Source organism: Brevibacillus sp. FIR094 (assembly GCF_050477165.1).
Lineage (GTDB): Bacteria > Bacillota > Bacilli > Brevibacillales > Brevibacillaceae > Brevibacillus.
Map to the genome: position 1 here is coordinate 13,007 of NZ_JBEAES010000043.1, position 15,064 is coordinate 28,070.

19 protein-coding genes are annotated in these 15,064 nt (G+C 49.4%); 17 read left to right on the top strand and 2 right to left on the bottom strand.

All coding sequences use genetic code 11. The features are described 5' to 3' along the window. Positions 1-389 precede the first annotated feature (389 nt). The 11 genes from ACQ5DJ_RS26245 (at position 390) to ACQ5DJ_RS26295 (ending at position 9,984) form a co-directional block, all read left to right on the top strand. Positions 390-1,763: a hypothetical protein gene (locus tag ACQ5DJ_RS26245; RefSeq protein WP_429845005.1), complete on the top strand. Its 1,374-nt coding sequence runs from the start codon at positions 390-392 to the stop codon at positions 1,761-1,763. A 184-nt stretch (positions 1,764-1,947) separates the two neighbouring features. Further along, entirely contained in the window at positions 1,948-2,388 is a 441-nt protein-coding gene (locus ACQ5DJ_RS26250; protein ID WP_376900458.1) for a hypothetical protein, read from the top strand. 2 nt (positions 2,389-2,390) lie between these two features. Next, positions 2,391-3,593 carry an alanine racemase gene (alr, locus tag ACQ5DJ_RS26255; RefSeq protein WP_429845006.1) on the top strand — a complete coding sequence of 401 codons (1,203 nt, stop codon included), beginning with the start codon at positions 2,391-2,393 and terminating at the stop codon, positions 3,591-3,593. Positions 3,594-3,822: 229 nt separating this feature from the next. Continuing rightward, positions 3,823-4,122 (top strand): CopG family ribbon-helix-helix protein, encoded by a 300-nt coding sequence (locus ACQ5DJ_RS26260; RefSeq protein ID WP_007721089.1) that lies wholly within the window; start codon positions 3,823-3,825, stop codon positions 4,120-4,122. A gap of 3 nt (positions 4,123-4,125) precedes the next feature. Beyond that, positions 4,126-4,476, top strand: coding sequence for a type II toxin-antitoxin system PemK/MazF family toxin (locus ACQ5DJ_RS26265; protein ID WP_005830205.1), 351 nt, complete (start codon positions 4,126-4,128; stop codon positions 4,474-4,476). Between the two features lie 210 nt (positions 4,477-4,686). After that, on the top strand, positions 4,687-5,115 hold the full coding sequence (locus ACQ5DJ_RS26270) for an anti-sigma regulatory factor (protein ID WP_007721070.1): 429 nt from the start codon (positions 4,687-4,689) through the stop codon (positions 5,113-5,115). Between the two features lie 5 nt (positions 5,116-5,120). Continuing rightward, positions 5,121-6,122 carry a PP2C family protein-serine/threonine phosphatase gene (locus ACQ5DJ_RS26275; RefSeq protein WP_429845007.1) on the top strand — a complete coding sequence of 334 codons (1,002 nt, stop codon included), beginning with the start codon at positions 5,121-5,123 and terminating at the stop codon, positions 6,120-6,122. Positions 6,123-6,146: 24 nt separating this feature from the next. Next, positions 6,147-6,473: an anti-sigma factor antagonist gene (locus ACQ5DJ_RS26280; RefSeq protein ID WP_429845008.1), complete on the top strand. Its 327-nt coding sequence runs from the start codon at positions 6,147-6,149 to the stop codon at positions 6,471-6,473. Beyond that, positions 6,473-6,967: an anti-sigma B factor RsbW gene (rsbW, locus tag ACQ5DJ_RS26285; RefSeq protein WP_429845009.1), complete on the top strand. Its 495-nt coding sequence runs from the start codon at positions 6,473-6,475 to the stop codon at positions 6,965-6,967. The genes ACQ5DJ_RS26280 and rsbW overlap by 1 nt, the downstream gene beginning before the upstream one ends. Beyond that, complete coding sequence (gene sigB / locus ACQ5DJ_RS26290; RefSeq protein ID WP_429845010.1) at positions 6,936-7,724, top strand: RNA polymerase sigma factor SigB; 789 nt, start codon at positions 6,936-6,938, stop codon at positions 7,722-7,724. The genes rsbW and sigB overlap by 32 nt, the downstream gene beginning before the upstream one ends. Positions 7,725-7,821: 97 nt before the next feature. Continuing rightward, positions 7,822-9,984 carry a Tex family protein gene (locus ACQ5DJ_RS26295; RefSeq protein ID WP_429845011.1) on the top strand — a complete coding sequence of 721 codons (2,163 nt, stop codon included), beginning with the start codon at positions 7,822-7,824 and terminating at the stop codon, positions 9,982-9,984. 43 nt (positions 9,985-10,027) lie between these two features. Here the strand turns inward: ACQ5DJ_RS26295 and cmpA are convergent, their stop codons facing one another. Further along, positions 10,028-10,150 (bottom strand): cortex morphogenetic protein CmpA, encoded by a 123-nt coding sequence (gene cmpA / locus ACQ5DJ_RS26300; protein ID WP_012684250.1) that lies wholly within the window; start codon positions 10,148-10,150, stop codon positions 10,028-10,030. A 76-nt stretch (positions 10,151-10,226) separates the two neighbouring features. After that, positions 10,227-10,565, bottom strand: coding sequence for a hydrolase/acyltransferase (locus ACQ5DJ_RS26305; RefSeq protein ID WP_429845012.1), 339 nt, complete (start codon positions 10,563-10,565; stop codon positions 10,227-10,229). Between the two features lie 113 nt (positions 10,566-10,678). Between ACQ5DJ_RS26305 and ACQ5DJ_RS26310 the strand changes: the two genes are divergently transcribed. The 6 genes from ACQ5DJ_RS26310 (at position 10,679) to tsaD (ending at position 14,977) form a co-directional block, all read left to right on the top strand. Then, positions 10,679-11,140, top strand: coding sequence for a SprT family protein (locus tag ACQ5DJ_RS26310; protein ID WP_429845013.1), 462 nt, complete (start codon positions 10,679-10,681; stop codon positions 11,138-11,140). 99 nt (positions 11,141-11,239) lie between these two features. After that, positions 11,240-12,256, top strand: a complete 1,017-nt coding sequence (gene thiL, locus ACQ5DJ_RS26315) for a thiamine-phosphate kinase (RefSeq protein WP_429845014.1) — start codon at positions 11,240-11,242, stop codon at positions 12,254-12,256. 5 nt (positions 12,257-12,261) lie between these two features. Next, on the top strand, positions 12,262-12,732 hold the full coding sequence (gene tsaE / locus ACQ5DJ_RS26320; protein WP_429845015.1) for a tRNA (adenosine(37)-N6)-threonylcarbamoyltransferase complex ATPase subunit type 1 TsaE: 471 nt from the start codon (positions 12,262-12,264) through the stop codon (positions 12,730-12,732). Then, positions 12,713-13,435 carry a tRNA (adenosine(37)-N6)-threonylcarbamoyltransferase complex dimerization subunit type 1 TsaB gene (gene tsaB / locus ACQ5DJ_RS26325; RefSeq protein WP_429845016.1) on the top strand — a complete coding sequence of 241 codons (723 nt, stop codon included), beginning with the start codon at positions 12,713-12,715 and terminating at the stop codon, positions 13,433-13,435. The genes tsaE and tsaB overlap by 20 nt, the downstream gene beginning before the upstream one ends. A 4-nt stretch (positions 13,436-13,439) precedes the next feature. Next, the gene (rimI, locus tag ACQ5DJ_RS26330) at positions 13,440-13,895 is read left to right on the top strand and encodes a ribosomal protein S18-alanine N-acetyltransferase (protein ID WP_429845017.1); all 456 of its coding nucleotides are present in this window, start codon (positions 13,440-13,442) and stop codon (positions 13,893-13,895) included. Continuing rightward, complete coding sequence (tsaD, locus tag ACQ5DJ_RS26335; protein WP_429845018.1) at positions 13,895-14,977, top strand: tRNA (adenosine(37)-N6)-threonylcarbamoyltransferase complex transferase subunit TsaD; 1,083 nt, start codon at positions 13,895-13,897, stop codon at positions 14,975-14,977. The genes rimI and tsaD overlap by 1 nt, the downstream gene beginning before the upstream one ends. The last annotated feature ends 87 nt before the right edge of the window (positions 14,978-15,064 follow it).

A 15,064-nucleotide genomic window follows, 5' to 3' on the forward strand; every position in this document is an offset into this window, starting at 1 on the left:
AATCAAAAAAGCTGGCGAAAAGAAAAAGCACAGGGCTCGCAGACCTTGACAACGTCTACCCAGTCGGAACTACAAAAAGAGGACCACGCTTGTCGAACACTTCTTCCTAGCGAAGCATCCGCCCGTAGGGTGGCTTTGGCTCGACGATCCTCTTTTTGCAGTGGAGACGGCCAGCGAATCCCCCTGCTGGCGTGTCAGAGTCGAAGAGAACTGTGCTTTTTCTTTCCTCCACCATGTTGACTCAAACCAAAATGCCCTCCATAGTTTTTTACGATTTTCCCTCAAGTTTTCCTTTTTTCTCAAACGGGAATCTAAAAATACCCATGTACACTTGGTCTTGTACCAAAGAGGCAGCACACACCACTAGCAAATGAAAGGGTTGAGTGTATATGTTTAGCAAAGCGAAAATGGGAATGCTGATGGGAACGATGGCAGTGGTTCTGAGTCTGGGTAGCATAGGCGGAGCAATGGCAGCCGATTCAGCACAAAAAACTTCCTTAAATAAACCGGCAGAAGTAAAATTCAAAACAGGCAAAATGGGCCACCACGGTGGAGTGGGTTTCAAAGAAAATACAGAGCTGCTCTCGTTGTTGAAGCTGGATGCTGACAAGCTGAAAGAAGAGCTTGCGGCAGGGAAAACACTCGCAGCGATTGCACAAGCCCAAGGAGTTGACACCGCAGATGTCGTGGCACTCCTGGTTGAACAGCAAGAGACCAAACTGAAGGAAGCAGTAACAGCAGGCAAGCTAACGCAGGAGCAAGCAGATAAGCTGTCTGAAAATCTGAGCGATCGCGTAAAAGAACAGGTAGAAAACACGAAACCAGATAAGGGCTTCGGCAAAGGAGTCTTCATCGGTGGCTTCGAGAAAAACGAAGAACTGTTGTCCCTCTTGAAACTGGACGCCGATAAACTCCAGAAAGAGCTGAAAGCGGACAAATCGCTGGCTGCTATCGCAGAAGCCCAAGGCGTATCTGTGGATGATCTGGTGTCTCTGTTGGTAAAACAACAGGAAACCCAGCTGAAAGAGGCGGTAGCGGCAGGCAAGCTCACGCAGGAGCAAGCCGACAAGATGAATGAAAAAGCGAGCGAACGAGTAAAAGACATGGTGCAAAATACGCATCACGGACGTGGGCCGGGTAAAGGAATGGGCTTCGAGAAAAACGAAGAACTGCTGTCCCTCTTGAAGCTGGATGCCACTAAACTCCAAGAAGAGCTGAAAGCGGACAAATCATTGGCTGCCATCGCAGAAGCCCAAGGAGTATCCGTGGATGATCTGGTAGCGCTGTTGGTGAAACAACAAGAAGCCAAGTTGAAAGAGGCGGTAACCGCCGGGAAGCTGAAACAGGAACAAGCCGACAAAATGAATAAGAATGCTAGTGAGCGGGTAAAAGACATGGTGCAAAACACACATCACGGACGTGGACCGGGTAAAGGAATGGGCATTGAGAAAAACGAAGAACTACTGTCCCTCCTGAAGCTGGATGCAGACAAGCTGAAGGATGAGCAAAAGGCAGGAAAATCGTTGGCGACCATCGCCAAGGAGCAAGGTGTAGAAGTGGATGACGTCATTGAGCTCATGGTAGGTCAGCACGAAGCCAAGCTGAAAGAAGCAGTAAAGGCAGGCAAGCTCACACAGGAGCAAGCCGACAAGCGCAGCGAGGAATTGACTGCGATGGTGCAAAAGATGGTGGATGGCAGCTTTGAAAAAGTCGTTTTCCCAAGACATGAAAAAGAGGGAAAAGACCAGGAGAAAACCAAGTAGAACAGTCAGCAGGTGGGAGCTAATCCCATCTGCTTTTTTATTTTCTCGGGATTGGTCGATGAGGGCCGATTTGTACATAAAAACCAACGTGCGAATGAGGTGAAAGGACAATCCGCGAATTGACACATAACGGGAAAACACGATACATTCAGAGTAACTTATTGAATGAGGTGGCATGCTTTACATGAAGAAACCGTCTAACGAAGTTTTGTACGAGGAAGCATCGACCTACAAAGACATGCTCCTGCGAAAAAGCTGGAAAATGCGCATTAACGAGACTGTCATGTTTGTGCTGGGGATGATGATTCTCTCTCAATTTTTCCCGACCAATGACACGAGATTCAAAGTGCTTGTCTTTGCCATTGCCATTGCTGTTGTTGGATTGTCTCCGTTTCTGTACAAATCGATTTTCCGTCCGGTGTACAAGCTGACCAAGACCCACCTGATTATATCCATGTCAGGACAGGAAAAGAGCTACCCGCTGTCTGAAGTCGAGCAAATTTATGAAGGCCGTCATTTTTATCGTGTAGGCGGCAAAAAGGAATCACTGATGGTTTCCAGGCAATTTCTCAGTCATTTAAATGAACGCTTGTTTTACTATAAAAAAGGGAACAAGAGGAGATAGGAATGAAATCGTTTTGTCGTGACACTTGGGTAGAGGTTGATTTGGATGCCATCCGGGCAAACCTCGAGACATTCAAACGCCATTTGCCAGAAAAAACGGGTATTATGGCTGTTGTGAAAGCAGATGGGTATGGTCATGGCGCTGTCCATGTTGGAAAAGAAGCGTTGGCGAGCGGGGCAGATTCACTTGCAGTCGCATTGCTCGATGAAGCGCTTATTTTGCGCAGGGCAGGGATCACAGCGCCGATTTTAGTGTTGGGATACACACCTGTCGAATCCATTGTCACTGCAAGCGAGCTGGATGTGGAGTTAACCGCTTACAGCGTCGAATGGATCACGAAAGCGAACGACATTCTTCAGAAAAACGATCACAAGCCTGTCGGGGTTCATGTAAAGATCGATACGGGCATGGGACGTTTGGGCGTACGGACAAAGGAAGCTTTGCTTGCGGTTGTAGGTGCCCTTGAAGAATGCTCAAAGCTTAAGTGGACAGGCATTTTTACGCATTTTGCCTGCGCGGATGAACCAGATACAACCCATGTGCGACGACAACACGACTTGTTTCAATCCTTTTTGCAAGCACTGCGTGAAGCAAATAAAACATTGCCGACTGTTCATTGCTGCAATACGGCTGCGGCTATCGCATTTCCCGATTGGGGGTATGATACGATTCGTTTAGGCATAGGTTTATACGGATTGTATCCTTCTTTGTACATGAAAGAACGTGCGGATGTCATTCTTGCCCCCGCCCTGGCGCTCAAGACCAGAATTGCCCACGTGAAGAAGGCAGATGAGCCATTCACGGTCAGCTATGGTGCTACGTATGTAGCAAAGCCTGACGAGTGGATTGCAACGCTGCCGATCGGATACGCAGATGGCTATTCTCGCCTTTTGTCCAATCGTGGTGAGGTGTTGTACAACGGATCGCGCTACCCGATTGCAGGCAGAGTTTGCATGGACCAAATCATGGTCAGCCTGAATTCGACAGAAGCAGCGGTCAATGATGAGGTCGTCTTGTACGGAAAGCAGGGGGACGAGGAAATCTCCTTGGATGAAATTGCCGATTTGCTGGGAACAATTAATTACGAGGTTCCTTGTATGCTGAATTACCGAATTCCGCGCCTCTATTTGCGCGACCAGAAAGTAACGGACGTATTTCACCCATTGACGATGAAGCACTCGTCCCGTGAAAATGTAAATATCTAGCAAGGAAAATCAGCAGGAATTTTCCCGTGGAACACGAATACTAGTTAAGCGAAAAAGCTGGCTTTTTTGGGTAAACGAAGTCTTCACCTGCACCTTTGGATTGTTTACACTCACGTTTTCACACCGAAAAAGCGACAGTAGGTATATTTTTGCAATGGATTCGACATAATGGTATTGTTCATATTGGCTGTTCTTTCTAGAACCAGCATTGCGGATGGAAGTTACGGTCATGGTTGGAGGTGGATTTGTCTTGTCGAAGTCAAACACGAAACGCATCATGATCAGCTTGCCACAACACTTGCTTCAGGAAGTGGATGGCGTTATTCAAAAGGAAAAATCCAATCGCAGCGAGTTTATTCGTCAAGCGATGCATTTGTATTTGAAAGAGCGAAAAAAACGCACAATCCGTGAGACTATGCAAAAAGGGTACATGGAGATGGCGAAGATCAATCTGAATATGGCATCGGAGGCTTTTGGCGCTGAAGAAGAGGCTGACCATACTCTTGTCCGCTTAGTTAGCGGGGTGTGACTGGTGATTGTCAAACGTGGCGATGTGTTTTTCGCGGACCTGTCCCCGGTCGTTGGCTCTGAGCAAGGAGGCGTACGGCCTGTTTTAGTCATTCAAAACGACATTGGAAATCGATTTAGTCCGACGGTCATCGTCGCAGCCATTACGGCGCAGATTCAAAAGGCGAAGCTGCCTACGCATGTGGAAATTGACGCAAAAACTTATGGATTTGATCGTGACTCCGTCATTCTGTTGGAACAAATACGAACCATTGACAAACAACGTCTAACTGATAAAATAACGCATCTCGATGACGAGATGATGGATCGGGTTAATGAATCCTTGCAAATCAGTTTAGGACTCATTGATTTTTAACGTGTGAAAAAAAAAGATCAGACTATTTGATAGGAAAAGCCACTTGAGTGAAGCAAGTGGTTTTTTGCTGTCAGATTTGCAGGGATTTTATAGGTGAACAGCGAACTGTTCGAAAAGAGATTTTAAGACAAAATGTGACACAATATGATTTATTTTCGAGGTAGAGAAAAAACTCATTTCTACCTACCAAGCGAGGCGGAAGGGGTTTTTTTGGTTGTGGCAGACTATTCTCCTGAGACAATCAATATAGAACAAGAATCAGACATCGTGACGGCGCGGCAAGTGGGGAGAAATATGTCGAAGTTGTTTGGCTTTGGCACGATCACGCAGTCCCGCATCGCCACGTCAATCTCTGAATTGGCTCGCAATATTTATTTGTATGCGGGTACGGGGACGATCACCATTTCGCCGATTGAGCGCGAAGGAGTGATCGGCTTGCAAATAACAGCGAATGACAGCGGACCAGGGATTCCTGATATTCGCCAGGCGTTAGATGATGGCTATTCGACTTCGGGTGCCCTCGGGGCCGGATTGCCGGGTGTCAGGCGCATGATGGATGAATTTGAAATCCACAGTACCCTGGGAGAAGGGACGCGTGTCGTTGTTGTGAAGTGGAGCGATCAAGCAAAGGAGGAATGAGATAAATGGTAACCCGGAGCTTCCAGGAAGAGTATGTAAAAATTCTTCGGGATTACCTGAGTGCTCAAGGGGAGGACCAGCTTTACGGAGCCCAGCAGTTGGGCAAATGGATGCTTTCTCAAGATATTTCACCAGAAGAAATAACGGATCTGCATGCGCGAGCGCTTGAGCAGCTCGGGGAAGTGCCAGAGTTTGTACGCTCCTCCTTCTCCATTTTGACAGAGGTCATGATTGAATATGGGAACGAGCACCGATCCGTAAACAGCTGGCGCAACAGGCATCAGCAGATGGAATCAGAAATAGCCGTGGCGAAAGCAATGCAGCAATCACTTTTACCAAGTGAGGTTCCAGTCTATCCAGATCTGGAGATTGGCGTAGTAAGTATTGCAGCGAAACAAATTTCGGGCGACTATTACGACTTCATTGAGCAAAGTGAAGGGCGTTTTGGCCTCGCCATAGCAGACATTACTGGAAAAGGAATGCCTGCTGCAATGTGTATGTCGATGGTGAAATATGCGATAGACAGCCTTGGACAAATGGAGCTGGGTCCCGATGAAATGCTGCACCATTTAAACCGGATTGTGGGAAGAAATATTGATCCGAGCATGTTTGTGACGATGCTGTTTGGCAGTTACGAATCGAAGGAACACTGTTTCCGTTATGCGATGGCAGGACACGAGCCAGGATTTTTGTACAGGTCGGCCGAAGGGAAGTTCTACGATCTCGAAGGGCAAGGGAATGCACTCGGTTTATGCCCAAACAGTGAGTACGAGGTTCAGGAGATTCATTTAGAAATCAATGATGTTCTGATTCTTCTGACGGATGGTGTAACAGAATGCAAAAATAACCGATATTATTTGCAAAGGGAAGAGCTTGTACACCATTTGCAAAAAGAGGTGGGCGAATCTGCCCAAAAGATGGCAAACGGCCTGTACAATAGACTACTTCTGCTCTCCCAATTTGACCTGCTGGATGATTACACCATGATTGTACTTCGAAGAACCTAAGCAACGTACGGGGGGTAGACGCAGATGGACCTGCTAATTAAGACAACAAGCCTTGAAACTGAGCACCGAGTGGTCCTTGGTGGAGATATTGATGCTTTTACAGCGCCGAAAGTAAAGGAAACACTCATGTCACTCGTCACCAAGCCGGATATCAATCGCATTACGGTTGATTTGGAAGCGGTAGAATACATGGACAGTACCGGAATCGGAATTTTCATCGGGATTATGAAAGAGTGCATCCAACGAAATCGTACATTTGAGGTGCACAAATTGTCTCCGCGTGTGGAAAGGCTATTTCGCATCACTGGCTTATACGATCATATTGCCATCCGCAAAGGAGAGAGCGAGTAATGGGTCCAAATCGACCTCAGGCAGACGTGATTCAAATGACCCTGCCAAGCAAGGCGGAGTATTTGGGAGTAGCGCGTCTGACTGTATCCGGTATAGCCAACCGTATGGGCTTTTCTTATGAAGAGATTGAGGATATCAAGCTTGCCGTCGGAGAAGCATGCACGAATGTAGTAAGACATGCATACAAGGAAACAGAGAATCCTGGCTCCATTCATATCCAATGCCACGTTTATGAAGATCGGTTGGTGATCGAGGTAAGCGATCAGGGAGTAGGATTTTCAAATGAGCTCATTGCTGAGCAACTGACGCCGATTTATGCAGGGAAAAGCCTAGAGGATTTGGATGAGGGCGGGCTCGGGCTCTATCTCATTCACACGCTTATGGATGAAGTGGAGACTCGTTCTGAATCAGGGGTGGTAGTCTCCATGACCAAGTATGTTCGGCAGGATGGGGTGGCTGGCAATGACTGGACAATCTCGGAAGCAGAAATATAGTCCAGAGGAGTTGAAGGAGCTCATCCAGCTGTATGGTGAAACAAAAGATCCTGCGATACAGGAACAACTGGTGAGGGCCTATACTCCTCTTGTGGAATCGTTAGCGAAGAAGTTTGTTCGCGGACAAGTCATGTACGAAGACCTCGTGCAAGTCGGATTAATCGGCCTGCTTGCTTCCTTTCGTCGGTTCGACCCTAGTTTTGAGCGGACATTTGAGAGCTTTGCGATCCCGACCATTGTGGGAGAGATTAAGCGCTATATTCGGGACAAGACTTGGAGTGTCTATGTTCCGCGCAGAGTAAAGGAGCTGAGCCCGAAGATCAAACGGGTGGTCGACGAGCTCACGATCAAGCTGCAGCGATCTCCCCAAATTGCGGACATTGCCAACAGCCTAGGCGTTACAGAGGAAGCGATTCTGGAAACCTTGGAGATGGGCCGCAGTTATCATTCTCTCTCTATGGACAGCGAGCTGGAAGCGGATCTGGACGGAAACACCATTTCTTTACTCGACCTAGTAGGGACGAAGGAAGAAGGGTACGGAGCAGTCGAGCAGAATCTGATGCTGGAGCGGGCCCTGCAAGTTTTGGATCACCGTGAAAAAGAAATCATTCAATTAACTTTTTATCAAAATTTGAGTCAGAAGCAAGCTGGGGACATCATGGGGATGTCGCAGATGCATATCTCCCGCCTTCAGCGCAGGGCGTTGGGCAAGCTGAGAGAAGCATTGAAAGTGGAACAGCTGGAAACCGTGACGTAGAGGGGCCAAGTGGCTCCTCTTTTTTCTTCCCTTTTTCCAGTCCTTGTTAGCAAATGTGGTACAATAAACGACGAAGAATGAGCGCAGGAGGACAGGTATGGAGCTTACGTTGATGATCCAGACAATCGCCCAAGATACGGGTGTCAAACCTCACCAGGTGGAGCGCACGGTTGCCCTCCTGGATGAAGGAAACACGGTTCCTTTTATTGCCCGCTACCGCAAAGAAATGACGGGGCAGCTAGATGAAACACAAATTCGAGCGATTGAGGAACGCGTTCGCTATTTACGCAACCTGTCAGTGCGGAAGGAAGAAGTCGTTCGGCTCATCGATGAGCAAGGCAAGCTGACGGATGAGCTGCGCACAGCTATTGAGCGTGCGACCAAGCTGCAAGAGGTAGAGGACCTGTACCGCCCTTACCGCCAAAAACGCCGCACGCGTGCAACCATGGCCAAGGAGAAGGGACTAGAGCCACTTGCCAACTACCTCATGAGTTTACCGAGAACCGGGAATCCGAAAGAAGAAGCAAAACCATATATCAACCCGGAAAAAGGCGTAGAGACGATCGAGCAAGCTCTGCAAGGAGCAATGGACATCGTGGCGGAACTTCTGTCTGATGACCCAGAAATTCGCCAGTGGGTTCGTCAACGCTCCGTGCAAAAAGGATTGCTTTTGACTGAGCAGAAAGCCGAAGAAGCAGACGAGAAAAATGTATACCAAATGTATTACGCATATAGTGAGCCTCTGAAAAAGGTCGTTCCACATCGGGTACTGGCCATCAATCGGGGAGAAAATGAAGGCATTTTGAAGGTTTCCATTGAAGCGCCTGTCGCAGAGATTTTGGCTTGGATGCAAAAACGCAGGATTCCTCGTGATACAGTTGCCCGCGATCTGCTGGCATTGACAGTCGAGGACGCGTATAAACGTCTAATTGCTCCTTCTATTGAACGAGAGGTGCGCGCAGAGCTGACAGAGGTAGCCGAGGAACGTGCCATTCACATCTTTGCAGAAAACCTGCGCAATTTGCTGCTTCAACCGCCTGTAAAAGGTAAAGTCGTACTTGGGGTCGATCCGGCGTTTCGGACAGGCTGTAAGCTCGCCGTTGTAGACGAAACCGGCAAACTGCTGGAGGTTGCCGTTGTTTATCCGACCCCTCCGGCCAATAAAGTGGCAGAAGCTACAGCGAAAGTGAAGCAGTTGATCGAAACCTATAGAGTTACGGTTGTCGCGATTGGCAACGGTACTGCTTCGCGCGAGACAGAACAGTTCATTGCCACACTGCTGAAAGAGCTGAAGCGAGAAGTAATGTACATCATCGTGAACGAGGCAGGTGCATCTGTGTATTCTGCTTCCACGCTGGCCAAGGAAGAATTCCCGGACTTGGATGTAGCAGAGCGAAGTGCAGCTTCGATCGCACGTCGCTTGCAGGACCCGCTCGCTGAGCTGGTCAAAATCGATCCGAAGTCCGTCGGAGTTGGCCAATACCAGCACGATGTTTCCCAATCGCGGCTGGCAGACAGTCTGCAGTTTGTGGTTGAGTCTGCGGTAAACCATGTCGGAGTAGATGTGAATACCGCTTCTTCTTCTCTATTGCAGTATGTATCAGGGATCAGCCGTCAAGTGGCGGGGAATATCGTGAAAAAACGGGACGAGATCGGGAAGTTCACGGAGCGCTCCCAGTTGAAGGCGGTTCCGCGCTTGGGTGCTAAAACGTACGAGCAGTGTATCGGGTTTCTTCGCGTGATGGATGGAGCGAATCCACTGGACAAAACACCGATTCACCCGGAAACATACGATGCAACCCACCAGTTATTGTCGATGCTTGGCATTAGCGCTCAGGAGATTGGCAGTGAGAACTGCAAGGAACGCGTGCAGTCTTTGGATGTAAAAGAGACCGCTGCAAAGCTCGGGATTGGCGAGCCAACGTTGCAAGACATTGTGGACAGCCTCTTGCGTCCTGGTCGTGACCCGCGTGACGAGCTACCAAAACCACTCTTGCGAAGTGATGTCCTTCAGCTGACTGATCTGAGTGTGGGCATGAAGCTGCAAGGTACTGTGCGCAACGTGGTCGACTTCGGAGCGTTTGTGGATATCGGTCTGAAAAACGACGGTCTCGTGCACATTTCCCGTTTGAAGAAGGGTTTTGTGAAGCATCCGCTTGAAGTGGTGACCGTTGGCGATATCGTAGATGTGTGGGTAGTAGAAATTGACGAGAAACGTCAGCGTGTAGGGATGACCATGATCGCACCAACGGAAGGATAAGATTCTCGCTACACTTAAACATGAACTAAAAGGCGGCCCCCTGTCAGTCAGGGCGGCCGCCGTTTTTTTCTAAATATAAGAACCAGCAACTGTTGAGCACACGAATTTGGCGAACGTCCTTTCCATTAAAGGCACGTTGCAACTGCCTGCGCATCCATTGTGGCATGAAAGTACCTCCTGGAGATATTCGTCTATAGGCAATGTATGCGCAGAGACGAGCAGGAGGTGCCTAGAATTTTCATTTACTCTTCTTCTTCGTGCAAATACTCCAATTGGGCTTGCAGGGCACGGATCTCTGTCAATAAAGAGATGAGTGGATACTCGGTCTCTTGCAGGGCAGCGAAGCGGCGCTCCAGACCACTGACGTACTCCAAACCATCCACGATCGAAAGCTCGCTCTCTAACCGTTCCACATCCGCACAGTCTGCCAGAACCGTAGGCAATTCCGGGAGCTCTGTGATCGTCAATTTGTCAATTTCCTTGTAAAGTCGTTTCAATAGAGCGATTAATTGGTACATATGCGTTTCGGGCAACGAGACAAACTGTAGTCCGTCACGGGACTGCAACAACAAATAGCGCATGAGCTCCTCCACCATTCTGACAAGATCGTTTATTTGCACTCAGTGTAGCCTATCTGTCTGGCACTTTTCAACTGGAACTGCTATGGTGAAAGGAAGGAAGCGGAGGAGATAAGATGACCGATTCGGAACTGCAAATGCTGGTAGAGCAGATATCCAGCGAATTTTTTGCCAAGCCCTTTCGCCATCAGGCCCGCTTTAACAGCAGATTGCGTACGACTGGCGGAAGGTACTTGCTGCGCTCGCATGATATTGAATTGAATCCGAAGCATTTGCAGGAGCATGGTGTGGAGGAATTGATTGCGATCATCAAGCATGAACTTTGCCATTATCATTTGCACATAGAAAAGCGCGGGTATCGTCACGCGGATCGGGATTTTCAAATGCTTCTGCGCCATGTTGGAGGAAGCCGATACTGCCAACAGGTAGGAAACGGTCGGACAACCCTGCCTTACCGCTACGAGCTGGTTTGCAAAGCATGTGGCATGAGCTACAAACGCAAACGAAAGATGGACCCGAGCCGCTATCGTTGCGGACGCTGCAAAGGAAAGCTGCTGCTGAGCGAGCTTGTGACGTAAAGAGTCAAAGGCAGTTGAGCTTTCTTGCGCGTCTTTTGACAGCAGGGGTATAATGAACAGACGAAAAATGTTTTCCGCGAAGAAAAAGGAGCGTTTGAAGTGGCACACGACGAATTTTCCCTGATCCGGCAATGGACGAGTCGTTCTGCGGGGCAGGAAGGGAACGGTTTGACCGTCGGGATAGGGGATGATGCCGCTGTCTTCTCCCCAGCGCCAGAAATGGAAGTCGTGGCTTGTTGCGATGCGATGGTGGAGACGGTTCATTTTTTGAAGAAAACGATGAATCCTAGTGATATCGGATATAAGGCTGTTATCAGCAATGTGAGCGATGTTGCAGCGATGGGCGGGGTTGCTCGATATGCGCTTGTCAGTATCGCGGTAAGTCCGCAATGGACGCCTGACGAATGCCAGCAAATTTATGAAGGTATTTACGAGGCTTGTCAGGTATATGGAGTTCGTGTCATTGGTGGTGATACCGTTTCTGCGCCTGATGCCCTACACCTGAGTGTCACCGTATTGGGTGAGGTGGAAAAAGGGCGTGCCATTCGTCGTTCACAGGCAAAGCCTGGGCAGCTTGTTTTTGTTACAGGGCATGTCGGAACTTCAGCAGCAGGACTACATTTTCTTCTGAAAGGCGAGACTGCTGAAAGAGGCGTCTCTTTACCTTGGAAGACATTGATGGATGCTCATCAGCGTCCCGTTGCCCAAATAAAAGCAGGCAGACTGCTCCTGGAATCAGGGGCATGCAGCGCGCTGAATGATGTAAGTGATGGACTTGCATCAGAGCTGTGGGAGATTGCCGAGGCGAGCGGCGTATCGATTTTGGTCGATGCTGCAACGGTACCGATCCATGACGAAGTTCGGGAGTATGCACGGCACGTAGAAAAAGATCCGCTGGAATGGGCTTTCTATGGCGGTGAAGATTATCAATTGGTCGGAACGCTTGCGAAAAGTCACTACGAAGCCGTAAGCAAGCAATTTGCCGCTAGTGGTGTACCCTTTACTGTCATCGGTGAGGTGGTAGGAAAAACGCATGAGCCAGAATTGATGCTTCGGCGCGATGATCAACAGCTCCCGTTGCCCAAAGCGGGATTCAACCATTTTAGGAGTGGATGAAAGAGATGAGCTATACATGGAGGCTCACGGGAGCGCAGGAGACGCAGCGCTTTGCCGAGCAACTGGCAGGTCTGCTTGAGCCAGGTGACTTCCTCGCGATGGAGGGAGATCTGGGAGCGGGGAAGACGACTTTTACCCAGGGGTTGGCCAAAGGACTAGGTGTCCGACAAGTAGTGAACAGTCCGACCTTTACTATCATAAAAGAATATCAGGGGCGCTTGCCGCTTTATCATATGGATGTCTACCGGGTAGGCGATGACCCAGACTCTCTTGGTCTGGACGATTACTTTTTTGGAGAAGGTGTCTGTGTCGTAGAGTGGGCCTCTTTGATCGAGGATGTCCTACCGACAGATCGGATGACCGTCTTCCTGCGTAGAGATGGGGAGGAACAGCGGATGATCGAGCTGGTTCCTCAAGGGAATCGTTATGTGAAATTGTGTGAGGAGTTTGATTTTGATGCGCGTACTGGCGATTGATACATCGAATCTGGTGCTAAGTGTAGCTGTGGTAGAGGAAGAGCGGGTCTTGGCAGAAATGACGACGAACCAGCAAAAAAACCATTCCGTGCGTATGATGGACTGCGTCAGTGAACTGCTCGATGCAACAGGAACAGCGCCAGAGGAACTCAGCGGCTTCGGGGTGGCAAACGGACCGGGCTCGTACACGGGAGTGAGAATCGGTGTTGCCTCTGCGAAAAGCATGGCTTGGTCACTGAATGTGCCAGTCATTGGTGTATCCAGTCTGGAGGTAATTGCCATGAATGCCACGGGCTTCTCTGGATTGATTGTACCGCTGTTCGATGCGCGCAGAGGTCAAGTGTATACTGGCTGTTATCGTTCCCATGGCATGGAGGCGGTGCAAGCGCAGTCCACAGAACAAATCATCCTGTTGCGAGAATGGCTGCCACTGTTGCGAGATCAAGCACAAGGAGAGCCGATCGTGTTCTTGGGTGAAGATGTAAGGCTACATCGGGAGACGATTGTGCAGGAGCTCGGAAATCAGGCGCAATTTGCTTCCCCAGCGTTTAATCACCCGCGGGCTGCCCATATCGGCTATGTGGCACTGCGCAAGCTTCAAGACGGCGGAAATGCGCATGAACTGGTTCCAGAGTATTTGCAACTGGCAGAAGCAGAAGCGAAGTGGCTTGCCCAGAAGCAGGCGGGGGCCGTAAAGGAGTAAAAGCATGAGTCAACCAATCGATTTGGAATATCGTTATATGATGATGCAGGACGTTGGGGCTGTGGCAGAGCTGGAGCGCTTAGCTTTTACGACTCCATGGCCGCATGATGCATTTGTCAACGAGCTGACGAGAAATCCAAATGCACGCTATGTAGTCGTCGCTCACCAAAATCGGATTATCGCCTACTGCGGCATGTGGATCGTGATCGATGAGGCACATATTACAAATATCGCCGTCCATCCGCTATATCGTGGAAAAAAGGTTGGATTGGCACTGATGATCAAAATGATGGGTGTTGCCAAGATGCAGGGTGCACATAGCATGACGCTGGAAGTTCGACCTTCGAACACAGTCGCGCGGAACATGTATATCAAGCTCGGCTTTAAAGAACATGGGCGGCGCAAGGGATATTATTCGGATAACAATGAGGACGCAATCATTATGTGGGTGACATTGTAATGAACAAGACGTATACGTCGCGCTACGAGAAGCGCATACAGCAAAAATACGAAGCACACAGGGAATTAGGTGCTCCTACTTATATTTTAGGAATTGAAACAAGCTGCGACGAGACATCGGCTGCTGTCATCTGTGATGGCCGAGAAGTGCTGTCGAACGTCATCGCTTCCCAAGCCGATATCCACAAAAGGTTTGGCGGAGTCGTGCCGGAGGTGGCTTCACGCAGACATGTAGAGAATATTACGCTTACCATCGAAGAGGCCCTAACTGAGGCTGGGAAAACGTTGGATGACATCCAGGCAATTGCGGTGACGTACGGGCCTGGGCTTGTCGGAGCCCTGTTAGTTGGCGTAGCAGCAGCAAAAGCTATTTCTATGGCCAGAGGCATCCCGCTGATTGGTGTGCATCATATCGCGGGTCATATTTACGCGAATCGTCTGGTGCAAGAAATGGAGTTTCCGCTGATCGCACTCGTCGTATCGGGCGGGCATACAGAGCTTGTCTGGATGAAGGAGCACGGTCAGTTCGAGATTTTAGGGGAAACGCGAGATGATGCTGCAGGGGAAGCGTATGACAAGGTAGCACGAGCGCTGAATATGCCGTATCCAGGAGGACCTCATATTGATCGCCTCGCACATGAAGGGGAAGCAAATGTACCGCTCCCTCGTTCATGGCTGGAGCCAGACTCCTACGATTTCAGCTTCAGTGGATTGAAGTCAGCGGTGCTCAATACTTTGCATAATGCAGCTCAGCGAGGAGAGACGATCGAACCGGCGAATCTGGCTGCGAGCTTCCAAGACTCCGTAACAGAAGTGCTCGTAGAAAAGACGATTCGGGCAGCTCGTTCTCATGGAGCGAAGCAGGTATTGCTGGCAGGCGGCGTCGCGGCAAATCGCGGATTGCGTGAGCGATTGCAAGCAAGGTGCGAGGCAGAAGGAATTCCGTTGGTGATTCCACCGTTCACGCTATGCACGGATAACGCGGCGATGATTGCGGCGGCAGGCTTTATCAAGTATGAAAGAGGACAGTTTGAGGGGCTTGATTTGAACGGAGTCCCAAGCTTGTCGCTTTCTGAGCAATAGAGTGAATGGATGAAAAGCATCTCTGAAGTTAAATCAGAGATGCTTTTTTTGTTTGTGTAAACGAGCGGCTGTAGTGGGGGGAAGAAG